The sequence below is a fragment of the Janthinobacterium sp. TND4EL3 genome (assembly GCF_900156175.1).
In the GTDB taxonomy this organism is placed as follows: Bacteria; Pseudomonadota; Gammaproteobacteria; order Burkholderiales; family Burkholderiaceae_D; genus Janthinobacterium.
The window spans coordinates 37,081-49,695 of the sequence record NZ_FTMV01000008.1; the positions used below are offsets into that span (position 1 = coordinate 37,081).

General features: G+C 65.8%; 16 protein-coding genes. 4 read left to right on the forward strand and 12 right to left on the reverse strand.

Going from position 1 to position 12,615, the window contains the following annotated elements:
- Positions 1–76: 76 nt before the first annotated feature.
- Genes BXA07_RS13875 through BXA07_RS13885 form a run of 3 tightly spaced genes read left to right on the forward strand, consistent with a single transcriptional unit; the run spans position 77 to position 3,140 of the window.
- Positions 77–994: an alpha/beta fold hydrolase gene (locus BXA07_RS13875; RefSeq protein ID WP_076568498.1), complete on the forward strand. Its 918-nt coding sequence runs from the start codon at positions 77–79 to the stop codon at positions 992–994.
- Positions 995–1,026: 32 nt separating this feature from the next.
- Complete coding sequence (gene ldcA, locus BXA07_RS13880) at positions 1,027–1,944, forward strand: muramoyltetrapeptide carboxypeptidase (RefSeq protein ID WP_076568499.1); 918 nt, start codon at positions 1,027–1,029, stop codon at positions 1,942–1,944.
- 14 nt (positions 1,945–1,958) lie between these two features.
- A complete protein-coding gene (locus BXA07_RS13885; protein WP_076568500.1) occupies positions 1,959–3,140 on the forward strand; it encodes a DUF418 domain-containing protein in 1,182 nt (393 codons plus the stop codon).
- Between the two features lies 1 nt (position 3,141).
- Here BXA07_RS13885 and BXA07_RS13890 read toward each other — a convergent pair whose 3' ends face one another.
- Entirely contained in the window at positions 3,142–3,858 is a 717-nt protein-coding gene (locus tag BXA07_RS13890; RefSeq protein WP_076568501.1) for an SOS response-associated peptidase, read from the reverse strand.
- 144 nt (positions 3,859–4,002) lie between these two features.
- Between BXA07_RS13890 and BXA07_RS13895 the strand changes: the two genes are divergently transcribed.
- Positions 4,003–4,224, forward strand: coding sequence for a hypothetical protein (locus tag BXA07_RS13895; RefSeq protein ID WP_076568502.1), 222 nt, complete (start codon positions 4,003–4,005; stop codon positions 4,222–4,224).
- 19 nt (positions 4,225–4,243) lie between these two features.
- Here the strand turns inward: BXA07_RS13895 and BXA07_RS13900 are convergent, their stop codons facing one another.
- From BXA07_RS13900 to BXA07_RS13950, 11 genes are all read right to left on the reverse strand, one after another.
- The gene (locus BXA07_RS13900; protein WP_076568503.1) at positions 4,244–4,489 is read right to left on the reverse strand and encodes a hypothetical protein; all 246 of its coding nucleotides are present in this window, start codon (positions 4,487–4,489) and stop codon (positions 4,244–4,246) included.
- 82 nt (positions 4,490–4,571) lie between these two features.
- The gene (locus BXA07_RS13905) at positions 4,572–4,877 is read right to left on the reverse strand and encodes a hypothetical protein (protein ID WP_076568504.1); all 306 of its coding nucleotides are present in this window, start codon (positions 4,875–4,877) and stop codon (positions 4,572–4,574) included.
- 237 nt (positions 4,878–5,114) lie between these two features.
- Positions 5,115–5,342, reverse strand: a complete 228-nt coding sequence (locus BXA07_RS13910) for a hypothetical protein (protein ID WP_170909663.1) — start codon at positions 5,340–5,342, stop codon at positions 5,115–5,117.
- A 74-nt stretch (positions 5,343–5,416) separates the two neighbouring features.
- On the reverse strand, positions 5,417–5,986 hold the full coding sequence (locus BXA07_RS13915; RefSeq protein WP_076568506.1) for a manganese efflux pump MntP: 570 nt from the start codon (positions 5,984–5,986) through the stop codon (positions 5,417–5,419).
- A gap of 59 nt (positions 5,987–6,045) precedes the next feature.
- Positions 6,046–6,900: an undecaprenyl-diphosphate phosphatase gene (locus tag BXA07_RS13920; protein ID WP_076568507.1), complete on the reverse strand. Its 855-nt coding sequence runs from the start codon at positions 6,898–6,900 to the stop codon at positions 6,046–6,048.
- 108 nt (positions 6,901–7,008) lie between these two features.
- Positions 7,009–7,875, reverse strand: coding sequence for an alpha/beta hydrolase (locus tag BXA07_RS13925; RefSeq protein WP_083708234.1), 867 nt, complete (start codon positions 7,873–7,875; stop codon positions 7,009–7,011).
- Between the two features lie 87 nt (positions 7,876–7,962).
- On the reverse strand, positions 7,963–8,604 hold the full coding sequence (locus BXA07_RS13930) for a hypothetical protein (protein ID WP_076568508.1): 642 nt from the start codon (positions 8,602–8,604) through the stop codon (positions 7,963–7,965).
- Positions 8,605–8,688: 84 nt separating this feature from the next.
- Positions 8,689–9,015, reverse strand: a complete 327-nt coding sequence (locus BXA07_RS13935; RefSeq protein WP_076568509.1) for a hypothetical protein — start codon at positions 9,013–9,015, stop codon at positions 8,689–8,691.
- A gap of 25 nt (positions 9,016–9,040) precedes the next feature.
- Positions 9,041–9,730 carry a hypothetical protein gene (locus BXA07_RS13940; protein WP_076568510.1) on the reverse strand — a complete coding sequence of 230 codons (690 nt, stop codon included), beginning with the start codon at positions 9,728–9,730 and terminating at the stop codon, positions 9,041–9,043.
- 98 nt (positions 9,731–9,828) lie between these two features.
- The gene (locus BXA07_RS13945) at positions 9,829–11,505 is read right to left on the reverse strand and encodes a DUF6138 family protein (protein ID WP_076568511.1); all 1,677 of its coding nucleotides are present in this window, start codon (positions 11,503–11,505) and stop codon (positions 9,829–9,831) included.
- A 159-nt stretch (positions 11,506–11,664) separates the two neighbouring features.
- On the reverse strand, positions 11,665–12,516 hold the full coding sequence (locus tag BXA07_RS13950) for a helix-turn-helix transcriptional regulator (protein ID WP_076568512.1): 852 nt from the start codon (positions 12,514–12,516) through the stop codon (positions 11,665–11,667).
- Positions 12,517–12,615 lie beyond the last annotated feature (99 nt).

Genomic DNA, 12,615 nt, shown 5'->3' on the forward strand with positions numbered 1-12,615 from the left:
ACTATCACAATAGTGGTATGCTGATTCCAGGAACGCAGATCGTGCCTGCGTGCCGGTTCCTGAAAGAGAGGCAATCATGGCAACCATCATGGCGAACGGCCTCAACATAGCTTATGAAAGCCACGGCAACCCGGACGACCCGTGCGTGCTGCTGGTCATGGGCCTGGGCATGCAGCTGATCGCCTGGCCGGCGGACTTCGTCGAAGGCATCGTGGAACAGGGCTTTCGTGTCTTGCGTTTCGACAACCGCGACAGCGGCCTGTCGAGCAAGATGGCGCAAGGGGGCAAGCCCTATCTGCCGCTGGCCTACGTGAAAAACCTGCTGGGCTGGCCCCTGAAAACCTCCTACACCCTCGATGACATGGCGGACGACGCGCTGGGCTTGCTGGCGGCCTTGCGCATTGCCCAGGCGCACGTGATCGGCGTATCGATGGGCGGCATGATCGCGCAAGTGATGGCGGCGCGCGCGCCGCTGCAGGTGCTCAGCCTGACTTCCATCATGTCGAGCAGCGGCCGGCGCGGCTTGCCCGGCCCCACGCGGGCCGCGCGCAATGCTTTATTGCAACGGCCGAAACGCAATGCCAGCCGTGCCGAACTGATGGCGCACATGGCGGCCACCGTGCGCGTCATCGGCAGTCCCGCCTATCCCGTGTCGGAAAAACTGCTGTACCAGCGCATCGAGGCGGCGCTGGAGCGCGGCAGCTGCCCCGAAGGCGTGGCGCGGCAAATGGTGGCGATTGCCGCCTCGGGCGAACGCACGGCCTTGTTGCCGAGCATCAGCTGCCCGGCGCTCGTGATCCATGGCGCGGCCGACCCCCTGATCCCCGTCGCCTGCGGCATCGATACGGCGGCGCTGATTCCGGGCGCGCGGCTCGAAGTGATCGAAGGCATGGGGCACGACATGCCGCCCCAGCTGATCGAGCGTCTGCTCGCCTTGATCGATGTGCATCTGCAAGGTAAGATGGCGCCCCAGATGCGCTCCCAGCCAGCCTAGGCGCGCCCACCACTTTTGAAGGCACGGGCATTTTGAAGACACCTGAAATTGGCATCGCCATCGTGGCGCCGGGCGGTTGCGCGCCCGATGACGCGGCCGTGGCGCGCGGCATCGCCCGCCTGCAGGCGCAAGGCGCCACCGTCCACAATTATTACGATCCTGAACATACTTTCCAGCGCTTCGGCGGCACGGATGCGGGCCGCCTGGCGCAGCTCAACGCGGCCGCCGCCGACCCGGACGTGCAGGTGGTGCTGGCCTTGCGCGGCAGCTACGGCATCAGCCGCATCCTGCCCGATATCGATTTCGAGCGCATGGCCGCCAGCCGCAAGCTGTTCGTCGGCTACAGCGATTTTACGGCCTTCCACATGGGCTTGATGGCGAAAACGGGCCGCGCCAGCTTTGCCGGCCCCATGGTCTGCGACGATTTTACGCGCGACGAGCCCGAGCCATTTACGCTCGATCAACTGTGGTCCTGCCTGGCCGGTCCCACGCACACGGTCACGGGCACGGCTACGGGCAATCCGCAGGTCGAGGCGGTGGGCACCTTGTGGGGCGGTAATCTGGCCATGCTGGTTCACCTGCTGGGCACGCCGTATTTCCCGCAGGTCGATGGCGGCATCCTGTTCCTGGAAGACGTCAACGAGCACCCGTACCGGGTCGAGCGCATGCTGCTGCAATTGCTGCATGCGGGCGTGCTTCAGCGCCAGCACGCGGTCGTGCTCGGCGACTTTTCCGCATATAAACTCAGTCCCATGGACAAGGGCTACGATTTCGACGTCATGCTGGCCTACGTGCGCGAGCGCCTGCCCGTGCCCGTGCTGACGGGGCTCGAATTCGGCCATATCCGCCGCCGCGTCACCTTGCCGTTCGGCGGCCAGGCGCGGCTGCAATCGGACGCGTCCGGCTTCACCCTGCAGGTGGTTGATTACCCGACCCTGGCGCGCCCCTGAACGCCATCAACGCCATGAGCGCCAGGCCCGGCAGGTTGCTGCAGCTCGACGTGCTGCGCGGCATCGCCGTGTTTGGCATCCTGCTCGTGAATGTCTGGGGCTTTGCCTGGGGCACGCTGTCCTTGCGCTACGGCACCTTGCCGGCGCAGCCGCCCGTGCTCGACCAGCTCGTCATTTTCGGCGTGGCGGCGCTGGCGCAATTCAAGTTCTATCCCGTCTTCGCCTATCTGTTCGGCGCCGGCTTTGCCCTGCAGACGCGTTCCCTGCAACGCCGGCTGGGCAGCTGGGAGCAGGCGCAAGCGGCTTACCGGCGGCGGCTGCGCTGGCTGCTGGCGTTCGGCCTGCTGCACGGTTTCTGTATCTGGAGCGGCGACGTGCTCACCTCGTATGCGGTGGCCGGCATGCTGGTCCTGCCGCTGGCCGGCGCCAGACTGGGCCGCGTGCGCAACCGCGCCTGGCTGGTGGCGGGCGGTTTCCTGCTCTTCATGTGCTTGCTCATACCCGTGGGCCAGCAGGGCGGCGCACCGGATACGGCGCAGGATTTGCACAGCTTCGCCGCCCGCTACGCGACCTATACGCAGGGCGGCGCGTGGGCCGTGGCCAGGCTGCGCGCCAACGATTTCCTCGTTTCCTTGCTGTACGCCATCGTCATGCTGCCGCATATCATCGTGCTGTTCCTGCTGGGCATCTTGTCCGTGCGCCTGGGCTGGCTGACACAGCCGCAGCGCCACGAGCGCCTGTGGCGCCGCGTGCGCGCCGTGGGACTGGGCGTGGGTTTGCCGTTCAGCCTGCTGGCGGCGGGCGCCATCGCGTGGCAGGTGGCGGATCCATATCAAACCGTATTCGACACGGCCCTGTTCGAAGTGGGCCTGTTCGCGGGCGGCCCGCTGCTGGCGGCCGGCTATGTGGCCGCGCTGATGCTGGCCGCTCCCGGCATGCTGCGCTGGCTCGGTGCCTGGCTGGCGCCCGTGGGACGCATGGCGCTGAGCAATTATCTGCTGCAATCGGTACTCGGCACCTGGCTGCTGCAGGGGCCGGGCCTGGGCTGGGGCGCCACGCTGCGTCCCGCCGGGATGCTGGGCCTGGCGGTCATCATCATGGCGGGGCAGGTGGTACTGAGCCGCTATTGGCTGCGGCATTTCAGACAGGGGCCCATGGAGGCGCTGTGGCGCCGGCTGGCGCGCTTGCCCGCTTGAATTAGTCGGCGCCCCAGTCGAAGGCGCCTTGCGGCGACGCCGGCGGCGGTGCCTTGGCCTTGGCGGACGGCACGAGCGGATTATCGACGGCATGCCACTCGAACAAGTCCGCGTCGAGCATGCAGGTGCGCGCCAGGTGCAGCGCCTGCTCGGGCGTGAGCGTGGGGGCTAGCCAGCGGTGCGCGTCTGCCAGGCTGACGGCCACGGGACGGCGGTCGTGGATATCGACCATGCCGCCCAGGCTGTCGGCCGTGACCAGCACGAAGCCCGTTTCTTCGCGGCTGTGCTTGTACGGCCCGAACTGGGCCAGGGCCAGCAGGAACAGGCGCGCGCGGTCGCGGCGGTGGATGTGCCACGGCTGCTTGCCGCCTTTTTCCCCCGTCCATTCATACCAGCCATCGACGCAGACGATGCCGCGCCCCGCGCGCAGCAAGGGTTTCCAGTAGGCGCCGGCGAGTTTTTCCAGCCGGGCATTGATGGCGACGGGGATTTTTTTCTTGCCGGGCGCGGGCACGGCGTGCGCGGCCCACGCGGGGCGGTAGCCCCAGTAGACATCATCGACGCGGCGCTGGCCATCCTGGATGTGCAGCACGGGACGGTAGGTGCCGGGCGAGACGTTCAGGTGCGGCTCGGCCTCGCTGTCGAACACCGCGTCGGTCCAGCCGAAGGATGACGCCAGCACGCGTGCCGTGTCATTTTGATCGAATCGTCCACACATGGTGAAATCATACCCGAACGCGGGGCGGCGCGAGGTCCCGCGCACGCGCAGGTCCTGAGTGTGATCAAGCGTACAGACGGCGCGCGGGCAAAGGCGCACAGTGGAATCCAGTCAGGTGGCTGACGCTATTGCATCGGAGGCAACATGTCTTTTGAAAATCCCACCATCCACAAGGGTTTCACCATCAGCGCCACGGCCAGCCAGCGCCGCGACGGCCGCTGGGTCGGCTCCTTCATCAGCCAGAACCATGCGCGCGGCGCGTATGCGGATACCTGCGATTACGACGATTGCAGCAATGAAAAAGAAGCGCAGCAGGTAGCCCTGTCGGTCGGCTGGCGCCTGGCCGACGGCATGCCCGGCCGCTGAGCCTTGCTGCCCGGCGCGGTCAGCGTTTGCGGCGCAAGGCCAGCAGCAGGCCCGCCAGGGGGAAGAGCAGGGCGGCGCCCAGGCGCACGGGCGTCTGCGATGCCGTTTCCACGCCCAGCACGTGGGGCAGGGCCAGCAGCAAGAGGGGGGCGGGCACGGCAATGGCAAAGAAAAACAGATACCACGAGTAGCCGTTCCTCTTGGCCAGCAAGGCGATCAGGGCGCAGCCGACCAGGAAGAGCAGCGGCAAATTCACATGTTCCATTCTTTTAGCATCTCGTTCGGGGGAAGCGCGTGATTATACGCGTGCCTGCGGCGGTCGCGCCGGCCGTTGATACGGCCCTGCTTCAGTTGCCGACGAGGTCGGGCGGCCGCGGCGCCGGCTTGCCGCTGGCGGGCGCCTCGGCCGGCAGCAGGGCCGTGATGGCGCCGTTATAGATGAGCTCCTGGGCGTAGGCGGACGCCTCGATCAGGGCCGCATGCACGGACTTGAAGCTGCTGGCCGTTTCGATCAGCACGGGCTTGGCATACACCTGCAGCGTATCGCCGCGCTTGCTGACCAGTATCATGCCCCGGTAGCGCCCATCCTTCTCCAGCGCCCCCGCCACATGAAATTCATAGCCCCTGATCTGGTGTTTCTGTTGCTGATCCATGTTTGCCGCCTCCAGACCTGATTGTCATCGGCCAGACCATGCCACGCGTATCGAACAGCAGAGTGTTTGATCTCGATCAATACCCCAATTCCTGACCACGATCCAACGCACGTCACGACGCTTGCTGCAAGCGTAGCGAGCGGTGGTGATGTGTGGCCGAGAAGCGCAACCGTACATGAGTACGGTGAGCATCGCAGGCCGCAAAGCCCCCCGCGCAGTAGCTTGCGGCAAGCGTCATCACCCAGCGCGAATGGCGCGGATCTGCTGGGCCGTTTCCTCGATCTCGCGATACGCTTCCTGGATATAGCCGCTGATCGGGTGCCCATCCATCCATTCGAAATAGGCGCGTTCGTCGTGCTTGATGGCAAAGGGAATGTGGTGGTCGCGTATCGAGACGGCCGTTTCGCGTACCAGCGAGGCGAAGATCAGCTCCAGAGTTTCCATGGTGGTCACCTTGCGAGACATGAATGCAGAGCCTTGAATGTAGCACAAAGCGGGCCGCCGGCCACGCCAGCGGCTGTGTCGTGCGCGTCCCGGCTTCAGGCCCCGTGGCCGATATGCTCGTACAGGATCACGCAGCCGATGATGATCAGCACCAGGCCGCCCGCCAGTTCGGCGCGCCGCCCGGCGATGGTGCCGAGCACGCGGCCCAGCATCACGCCCAGCGTCACCATGACGAAGGTGGAAAAGCCGATGGCGGCGGCCGTGACGACGATATTGGCGCCCAGCAAGGCCAGGCCCGCGCCCACCACCATGGCGTCGATGCTGGTGGCCAGGCCCGTGACGGCCAGCACCCAGAACGAGTGCGACTGGGCCAGCGCTTCTTCCTCGTCGGCATCGGACAGCGCATTGCGTATCATCAACAGTCCGATGATGCCCAGCAGGCTGAAGGCGATCCAGTGGTCCCACGCTTCCACGTAGGGCGCGGCGACGCTGCCCAGCGCCCAGCCGATGATGGGCGTGATGGCTTCGATGACGCCGAAGATCAGGCCCGTGCGCAGCGCCTCGCGCCATTGCGGCTTGTGCAGGGCAGCGCCCTTGCCCACGGCGGCCGCGAAGGCATCGGTGGACATGGCAAGCGAGAGGGCGGCGGTGGCGGCGAAATTCATCGTTGGCTTTCTGTAGAACCTGGCTGGGATGGTAGTGACAAACTGGAAACCCGGCGATTCTACCCTACGTACAGCACCACCAACGAGGCCAGCAGGCAATAGGCGCCAAAGAAATGCCAGCGGCCCTGTTCCAGCCAGCGCGACAGCCAGCGCAGGGCCAGCAAGCCGGCCAGGAACGCGAGCAGCATGCCCAGCAGGCTGGGGCCGAGCAAATGCAGCAGGCTGTTGCCATGTTCCAGGTGGTCCAGGCTGCCATGCGCCACGGCCTGGTAGAAGCGCCAGCCTTCCTTGACCAGCACGGCCGGCGTCAGCACGACGGCCAGGGCAAAGCTGAATTCCTCGGCACGGCGCTGCGGCACGCCCATGGCGATGCCGGCCGAAATCGTGGCGCCCGAGCGGGAAAAGCCGCGGAAGGGCAGGCACAGGCCCTGCACGGCGCCGATCACCATCGCCTTGCCGATGGACAAGGTGCCATGCTGGCGCGCCTGCAGGCGCGAGGAGACGATGATCAGCACGCCTGCGGCGGCCAGGGCGGCGGCCATCAGTTTCGCATTGCCGAACAGGTGTTCGATTTCAAAGCCGGGTGCATCCTTGCTCATGACGTGCGTAATGCCTTTCAGCAAGCCGAAGCCGACGATGCCCGTCAGGGCCGTGGCGGCCGCCAGCAGCAGCACATTGCTGCGGAAAGCGCTGGCCGAACTGAAATACGTGGCGCGCCAGGATGCCCAGAAATACACGATGACGGCGAACATGGTGCCCGTGTGCAGCATCACGAGCAGCATGGTCAGCTCGGGCGAGGTAGGGTCCAGTCCCATCAGCTTTTCCGCCATGATGACGTGGGCGGAGCTGGACACGGGCAGCAGCTCGGCAAAGCCCTGGACGATGGACAGGATAAATAATTGCAAAAAATTCATGATGGGGGACTCGGGTAGGCGAAAAAAAGGCTGCCGGTAAAGGGCAGCCGATTTTACTCGTCCGATCCCGCGCCCGAGGCTGGCGCAAGATTACAGTTTGTCCATGTTTTACTGGCCGGCCGCTGCCTGCGGCTTGAATACGGCGCGGAACGCTTTCAAGGCGGCCGGGTGGTAGATCGTGCCATGGGTTTCGGCCGGCATCTTTTCCTGGTGCCACTGCAAGCCGGTCGGCGCCTGCGTTGCCAGCACGTCGGCCAGGCGCTGCACTTCCACGGCGATGCCCGCTTCGCCGCTCGACGCCAGGTACAGGCTGCGCTTGCCCGGCGCGCCTTTCGCCAGCAGGGACGGCGCCTGGCGCGGCAGGGCGCCGCCGTTCCACCACAGGCTGGGGTCGAAGGCCAGGTAATGGTCGAACAGCTGCGGTTCCAGCAGATACGTTTCCACCACGAACAGGCCAGCCAGCGATTCGCCGACGATGGCCGTCTCGCCCGTCGTGCGGTAGCGGCGCTTGACTTCCGGCATCAGTTCGTCGCGGATGAAGGCCCGGTAGGCTGGCGCACCGCCCACGACGGGCGCGATCTTGCGGTCTTGCGCATTATCGGTCGGCCCCGTCAGGTCGCGCCGGCGCTGCGTGTTTTGCATGCCGACCAGCATGAACGGGCGCATCGTGCCGTTGGCTACCGACACCTGCAGCAAGCCGGCCACGTGCAGGAAATCTTCCTGGATGCCGCCATCGGGCATGTACAGCACGGGCAGGGGCGCGTCGGGCGGCGTGTCCCAGGCGCGCGCCATGTACACATTGATGTGGCGCTGTTCCTTCAGCGCTTGCGAGTCGATGGTGAAACTTTCGCCGATGACGAGCGGCGTGGCCGCGCCGGAAGTCGCGGCGGCGGCCGGCGCGGCCGTGGCGAGGTGGAAGGGGCTGGACAGCAGCAGGGCGGCGGTGAGGTGCAGAGCAAGGCAAGAGCGGCGCATGTTTTCCCGTGATAAATAGGTTGGATAGATGGCATGTACTCGTATAGACATGCCACCAAGCAATTCTATCTTATCTTTGGAGCAGCATTACCTGATCGTCAATAGCTTGCGCTCGCGCACGATCCCCGCCTGGTCGATAGTATAGGCAACGAGCAGGGCGCCGTCGCCGGCGCAGGCATGACAGCTCTTCAGGGGCGTGGAAAACAGCACGCTCTGGCCGCCATCGGCGGTCGCCGTGCTGCCGACGAAGTCGGCGGGGGCGAATGGCACGGCGTCCGGGTGGGCGGCGGCAAACGCGCGCCAGGCTGGCGTGGCCCGGTCTTCCTCGCGCACGGAATCCTCGTCGACGTCGATGGCGGCGCCATCGCTGCCGATCAGCAGGCTGCCTTCATTCGTGTTGGCGCGAAACGGATAGGTGACGGTGGCCAGGGCCGCCTTGCCCAGCGGGCGCCAGGCGGAAATGAAGCCGGCCTTGTCGGCCTTCACCAGCATTTTGGCGGCGGCGATGGCTTGCGGGTGCGCGCCCGAGCGCTGCATGGTGCGCAGCAGGCAGACGTCGGGGGCAGTGCGGGATTGTTCGCTGCGGCAAGCCGACAGCGAGCGTTCCTGCCACACGGCGCGCGCGTCGATGGGCCCCGTCTCCAGGGCATGGGCCGCCTGCATGGCGGCCAGGCTGGAGATGGCGAGGATGGCGCAGCCGGCCAGGTGGCGGGAAAAGCGTGTGGGCATGGGGAATCCTTTCAGTGCGGGAAATAATGTATCGTCACCGATTATAGGAGGAGGGCCTCGCCCGCCCGCGCACCGCAGGCCCGTTCAGCGCTTCTTTGCCGCCGCCTGGCGCAGGGCCTTCGCTTCCTGCTTGTTGGGGATGTGCGGACGCGTGGCCAGTTCCGCCTTGACGGCGGCGATGGCGGCGCCGAACTGCTGCTCGGCCTGCGCCGGGCTGGCGCCCGCATAGTCCTGCTGATTCGATTGGGTGGCACGCAGCCGGCGCAGCAGCGCCAGCAATTGCTTGCCGTGCAGGGCAGGCAAGTCTTGCGCCAGCGCTTGCGCGACCACCGCGCCTTCCACATGGCCGGGGGCGATCAAGCGCAGCAAGGCCAGGCCCGCGGGCTGTGGTGCCGGTGTCAATTTGTCCATCCCGCCATTCTAAACGACGCCGGGATTACAGGTATTCCCAGATTTCATCGAAGGTTTCGCGCGCGAAATCGTTGCGCCACGCTTCCGAGTCTTTCTCGCGGCTGAGGGCAAACACGGCGCGCCACGTCTGCTTCGGCGAGCTCGTGTAGGTGGCGGCGATCTTTTGCAGGCCGGCCGCGCATTCTTCGGCCTTGCAGCCGCTCTTGGCCAGCTGCTGGGCGGCAGGCGCCCATGTCACGGGCACCTTGACGAGCTGGCATTCGAAGCTGACGACGACCGTCTGGATGCCGTTTGCCACCGTCACGGGGTCGGCCTTCGTGGTCTGGCACGCGGCGCCATCCTTGGCGGCGACGACGTTCGCGGCCAGCTGTTCGGCAGCCGGCGTCACGGCCGCGCGCATGGCGGCGGGGAACAGGTCGGCGATCAGCTTGCCGGTTTCTTTCGGGAATTTTGCATCCGCCTCCTTCAAGCCGCTGTACGACGCGTACTCGGCCGATTGCTGGCCGGCCAGGCGCGTGGGGCGCAGGTAGGCATTGAGCTGGGCGACGCCCGCTTCATCGTGGTTGATGATGGTCTTGATGTAGAGCTTGGCCACGTCGACGGGCGCCAGTGCCACGGCGGTATCGGCGGCAACGGCGGGCTGGGCCAGCGCCACGGCGGCGGCAACGGTTGCCGCCAGCACGAGGGTGCGCGATGTTTGTTGTGTTTGATGCATGTCTGTTCTCCACGATACGATGTCAGGCGCAAAAAAGATGCTTTATAGCAACTTCAGCGCCCGCATTATAGATGGTGAAAGTCATAACGTTGCACACATTAGGCGTCCGCCCTGCTGGCCGCTTCCAGCAGGGCCAGCAGCAGCTCCTTGCGCCGGCCTTGCGCCTTGCGCGCCAGGGCCGCCAGTTTTTCCAGCTTGCCCCAGACCGGGTACAGCATGTGCTCGACCAGATAGCCGTCCAGTCCCTGCAGCTGCTGGCAGAACAGTTCCAGCTTCTCCACTTCGTCCAGTTCGGCCTGGATTTTTACCTTGGCATTGTCCGTGCACGCGCGCAGGCATGCCGCCAGCACGGGAGCGGAGTCGCGCGTCACGCCATGTTGTTCGGCAAAGGCGGCCGTGAACTGGTCCTGCACGCTCTGATGTTCCTCGTCGACGTTGGCCATGTAGTGCTGCACCAGCGGGAAATAACGGGCGTCGAGCAAGCCCAGCCCGAACGTGGCGTAGCTGCCGGGCATGCAATTCTTTTCGCCTTCCGTGTCCGCATAGAATTCGAATTGCAGGATGGCGGCGCGCGCATACGCTTCCAGCTGCGGCTGCAGGCCAGCATAGGCGAGGGCGTTGGCAAAGAAGCGGTGCGTATCGGATTTCGCCAGTCCCTTGATGGGCAAGTATTCCTTGACCCTGGACTTGAGCTTGATCTGGCAGCTTTTCGGGAAGCCCTTGTCGAGCAAATGCGTGATGAAGGCCAGCGCCTGCGCATACGCCGCTTCCTCTTCCCGGGCAATCGTGATGCTGATCGTGGCAAACACGTCGTTGGCGCGGCATTCGAGCAGCGCATTGTTCAGGCGGATGTCGGCATCGGGAAAGCTGCCGCTGCCTTCCGCGAGCATGCGCACGGCCCGTTCGCTGCCCAGTTCGCGCGCGATGTCCAGGAATTTCAGGCCCTTCGACTTGGCGTAGCTCGGTTCGTGGCGCAAGATCAGCACGGCGCCGTACAGCAGCAGGTCGATGGGCGCCAGCGCCTGCTTGTCAAGCGCCGCGCCCGCTTTCAGCGTGTATTCGGTGGCGCGGTAGGCGGACAGCGCGCGGTCATAGAATTGCGGCAGGTAAACGTTTTCCGCCCATTGCGTGATGGCGCGGAGGATGTCGGCGCGGTGCTCGGCCAAGGCGTCCGGCCGGGACTTGTTCAAGGCCTGGATGCGGTCGTACTGGGCGATGGTCCAGGCCACGTCGAGCTGGGGGAACAGCTGCGGGTCGAGCAGGTGGCGCGCCAGGAAGAAGGTTTCCAGCGGCTTCGTCGGATGCTTGCCCTGCGTGAGCTTTTGCCCGATGTACGCGTGTATGTTGTCCAGCAAGGCCTCGCGCTTATCCCCGTTGACGTACTCCAGCAAGGTCAGGTGCAGCTTGCCCTGCGCCGTCTGGAACTTGCCGCGGCAGGTGAAGCGGTAATCGATCATCGGCGTGTCCGCCAGCGGCGTCAGGCGGGCTTGCACGACTGCCGTCAGCCGCGGCACGACGGCGTCGCGCATGTGCGCGTCGTCTAGGCGCGCCGCCGTCCTGAAACGGGACGCGTCGTCGTTATCGAGGCCCAGGTCGAGATCGTCGGCCATCGGGCGGCCCGGCTTGTAGTCGAGCATCAAGTCGTTGAAGATGCCTGCTTGCAAGGTCGTGCGCCTGACTGATTGCTCCAGGTCCGTGCGTTGCAGCCTTTCATCGAACCAGGCGTGGATGGCCGCCGTCATTTCCTCTGTGACCAGCTCAACAAGTGTATTCATCGGTATCGTCGTCTTTCCCTGCATTGCGCGTGACGGCGCCGCCGGCGGCCGTCTCGGATATGTTTGATATAAATCACTATTCTAGGGGCACGGGCAAGGCCGCAACAAGGGCCGCACGCAAGGCCTGCCCGCATACGCCGTCATGCGCCCGTCCGGTTTCTAGCCGCCGCCCGCTGAGGAGGGCGGGGACCCGGCCCGGTCCGCCTGCGCCAGCCAGTCGCGCGGCGACTGCCCGAGGCTGGCGCGGAAGGCGCGCGTGAAGGCGGGCTGGCTGCCATAGCCCACTTCCAGCGCGACGTCCTGCACCAGCCTGCCTTGCCTGAGCAGCGCCTGGGCCCGCAGCATGCGCTGCCCCGTCAGGTAGGCGGCGGGCGGGCAGCCGAGCACCGCATGGAACTGGCGCGCGAAGCGGCTGCGCGACATGCCGCACAGGGTCGCCAGCGACGCCACCGTCCAGTGGCGCCCGGGATGCTCGTGCATGGCCGCCAGGGCCTTGGCGAGGGCGGCGTCGGCCAGGCCGAACAGGCGCGGCGCCGATATCAGCCCGCTGGCCAGCGCATGGCGCAGCAGCTGGACGATCAGCACGTCGCACAGGCGGTCCAGCACCAGTTTGCGCCCCAGTCCGCCGTGCTGCGCTTCGTCGAACAGCAGCTCGAGCACGCCGGCCATGGCCGGCAGTTGTGCCAGCGGAATGTGCAGCCAGGGCGGCAGGCTGTCGATCACGGCATCGTCGCCGCCGGCCAGGCGGACGGTGGCGCACAGCAGCCGTGCCGTGCCGCCGCCCGTGTCCAGCCCATGCGCCAGCGGGCGCGGGTAGAACACCAGCGAGGGCGCATCGGCCAGCAGCCGCGTGCCATCGGCATGGATGAAGGTCGCCGGTCCCTGCCGCACCAGGTGCAGGTGGCCCGTGCCGGCTTGGGCAGGGAAATGGTTGCTGCCGCAGAACGCTCCCTCGAAGAAGGTGTCGGCGGAAAAGTCCAGGCGCAGCAACAAGGCAGACAACAGATCCATGGGGCAACAAAGAGACGGAAAGGTATAAATTGTAGACTAAAAGCAACTAATGTTTCCATTTTTATCGCTATGATGACGCTCCGATGTTTGTCCTGGACA

Excerpts from the sequence above, each read along its gene's own strand:
- BXA07_RS13875 (WP_076568498.1), top strand. The coding sequence starts at position 77 with ATGGCAACCATCATGGCGAACGGCCTCAACATAGCTTATGAAAGCCAC.
- BXA07_RS13885 (WP_076568500.1), top strand. The coding sequence starts at position 1,959 with ATGAGCGCCAGGCCCGGCAGGTTGCTGCAGCTCGACGTGCTGCGCGGC.
- BXA07_RS13890 (WP_076568501.1), bottom strand. The coding sequence starts at position 3,858 with ATGTGTGGACGATTCGATCAAAATGACACGGCACGCGTGCTGGCGTCA.
- BXA07_RS13895 (WP_076568502.1), top strand. The coding sequence starts at position 4,003 with ATGTCTTTTGAAAATCCCACCATCCACAAGGGTTTCACCATCAGCGCC.
- BXA07_RS13900 (WP_076568503.1), bottom strand. The coding sequence starts at position 4,489 with ATGGAACATGTGAATTTGCCGCTGCTCTTCCTGGTCGGCTGCGCCCTG.
- BXA07_RS13905 (WP_076568504.1), bottom strand. The coding sequence starts at position 4,877 with ATGGATCAGCAACAGAAACACCAGATCAGGGGCTATGAATTTCATGTG.
- BXA07_RS13910 (WP_170909663.1), bottom strand. The coding sequence starts at position 5,342 with ATGTCTCGCAAGGTGACCACCATGGAAACTCTGGAGCTGATCTTCGCC.
- BXA07_RS13915 (WP_076568506.1), bottom strand. The coding sequence starts at position 5,986 with ATGAATTTCGCCGCCACCGCCGCCCTCTCGCTTGCCATGTCCACCGAT.
- BXA07_RS13920 (WP_076568507.1), bottom strand. The coding sequence starts at position 6,900 with ATGAATTTTTTGCAATTATTTATCCTGTCCATCGTCCAGGGCTTTGCC.
- BXA07_RS13925 (WP_083708234.1), bottom strand. The coding sequence starts at position 7,875 with ATGCGCCGCTCTTGCCTTGCTCTGCACCTCACCGCCGCCCTGCTGCTG.
- BXA07_RS13930 (WP_076568508.1), bottom strand. The coding sequence starts at position 8,604 with ATGCCCACACGCTTTTCCCGCCACCTGGCCGGCTGCGCCATCCTCGCC.
- BXA07_RS13935 (WP_076568509.1), bottom strand. The coding sequence starts at position 9,015 with ATGGACAAATTGACACCGGCACCACAGCCCGCGGGCCTGGCCTTGCTG.
- BXA07_RS13940 (WP_076568510.1), bottom strand. The coding sequence starts at position 9,730 with ATGCATCAAACACAACAAACATCGCGCACCCTCGTGCTGGCGGCAACC.
- BXA07_RS13945 (WP_076568511.1), bottom strand. The coding sequence starts at position 11,505 with ATGAATACACTTGTTGAGCTGGTCACAGAGGAAATGACGGCGGCCATC.
- BXA07_RS13950 (WP_076568512.1), bottom strand. The coding sequence starts at position 12,516 with ATGGATCTGTTGTCTGCCTTGTTGCTGCGCCTGGACTTTTCCGCCGAC.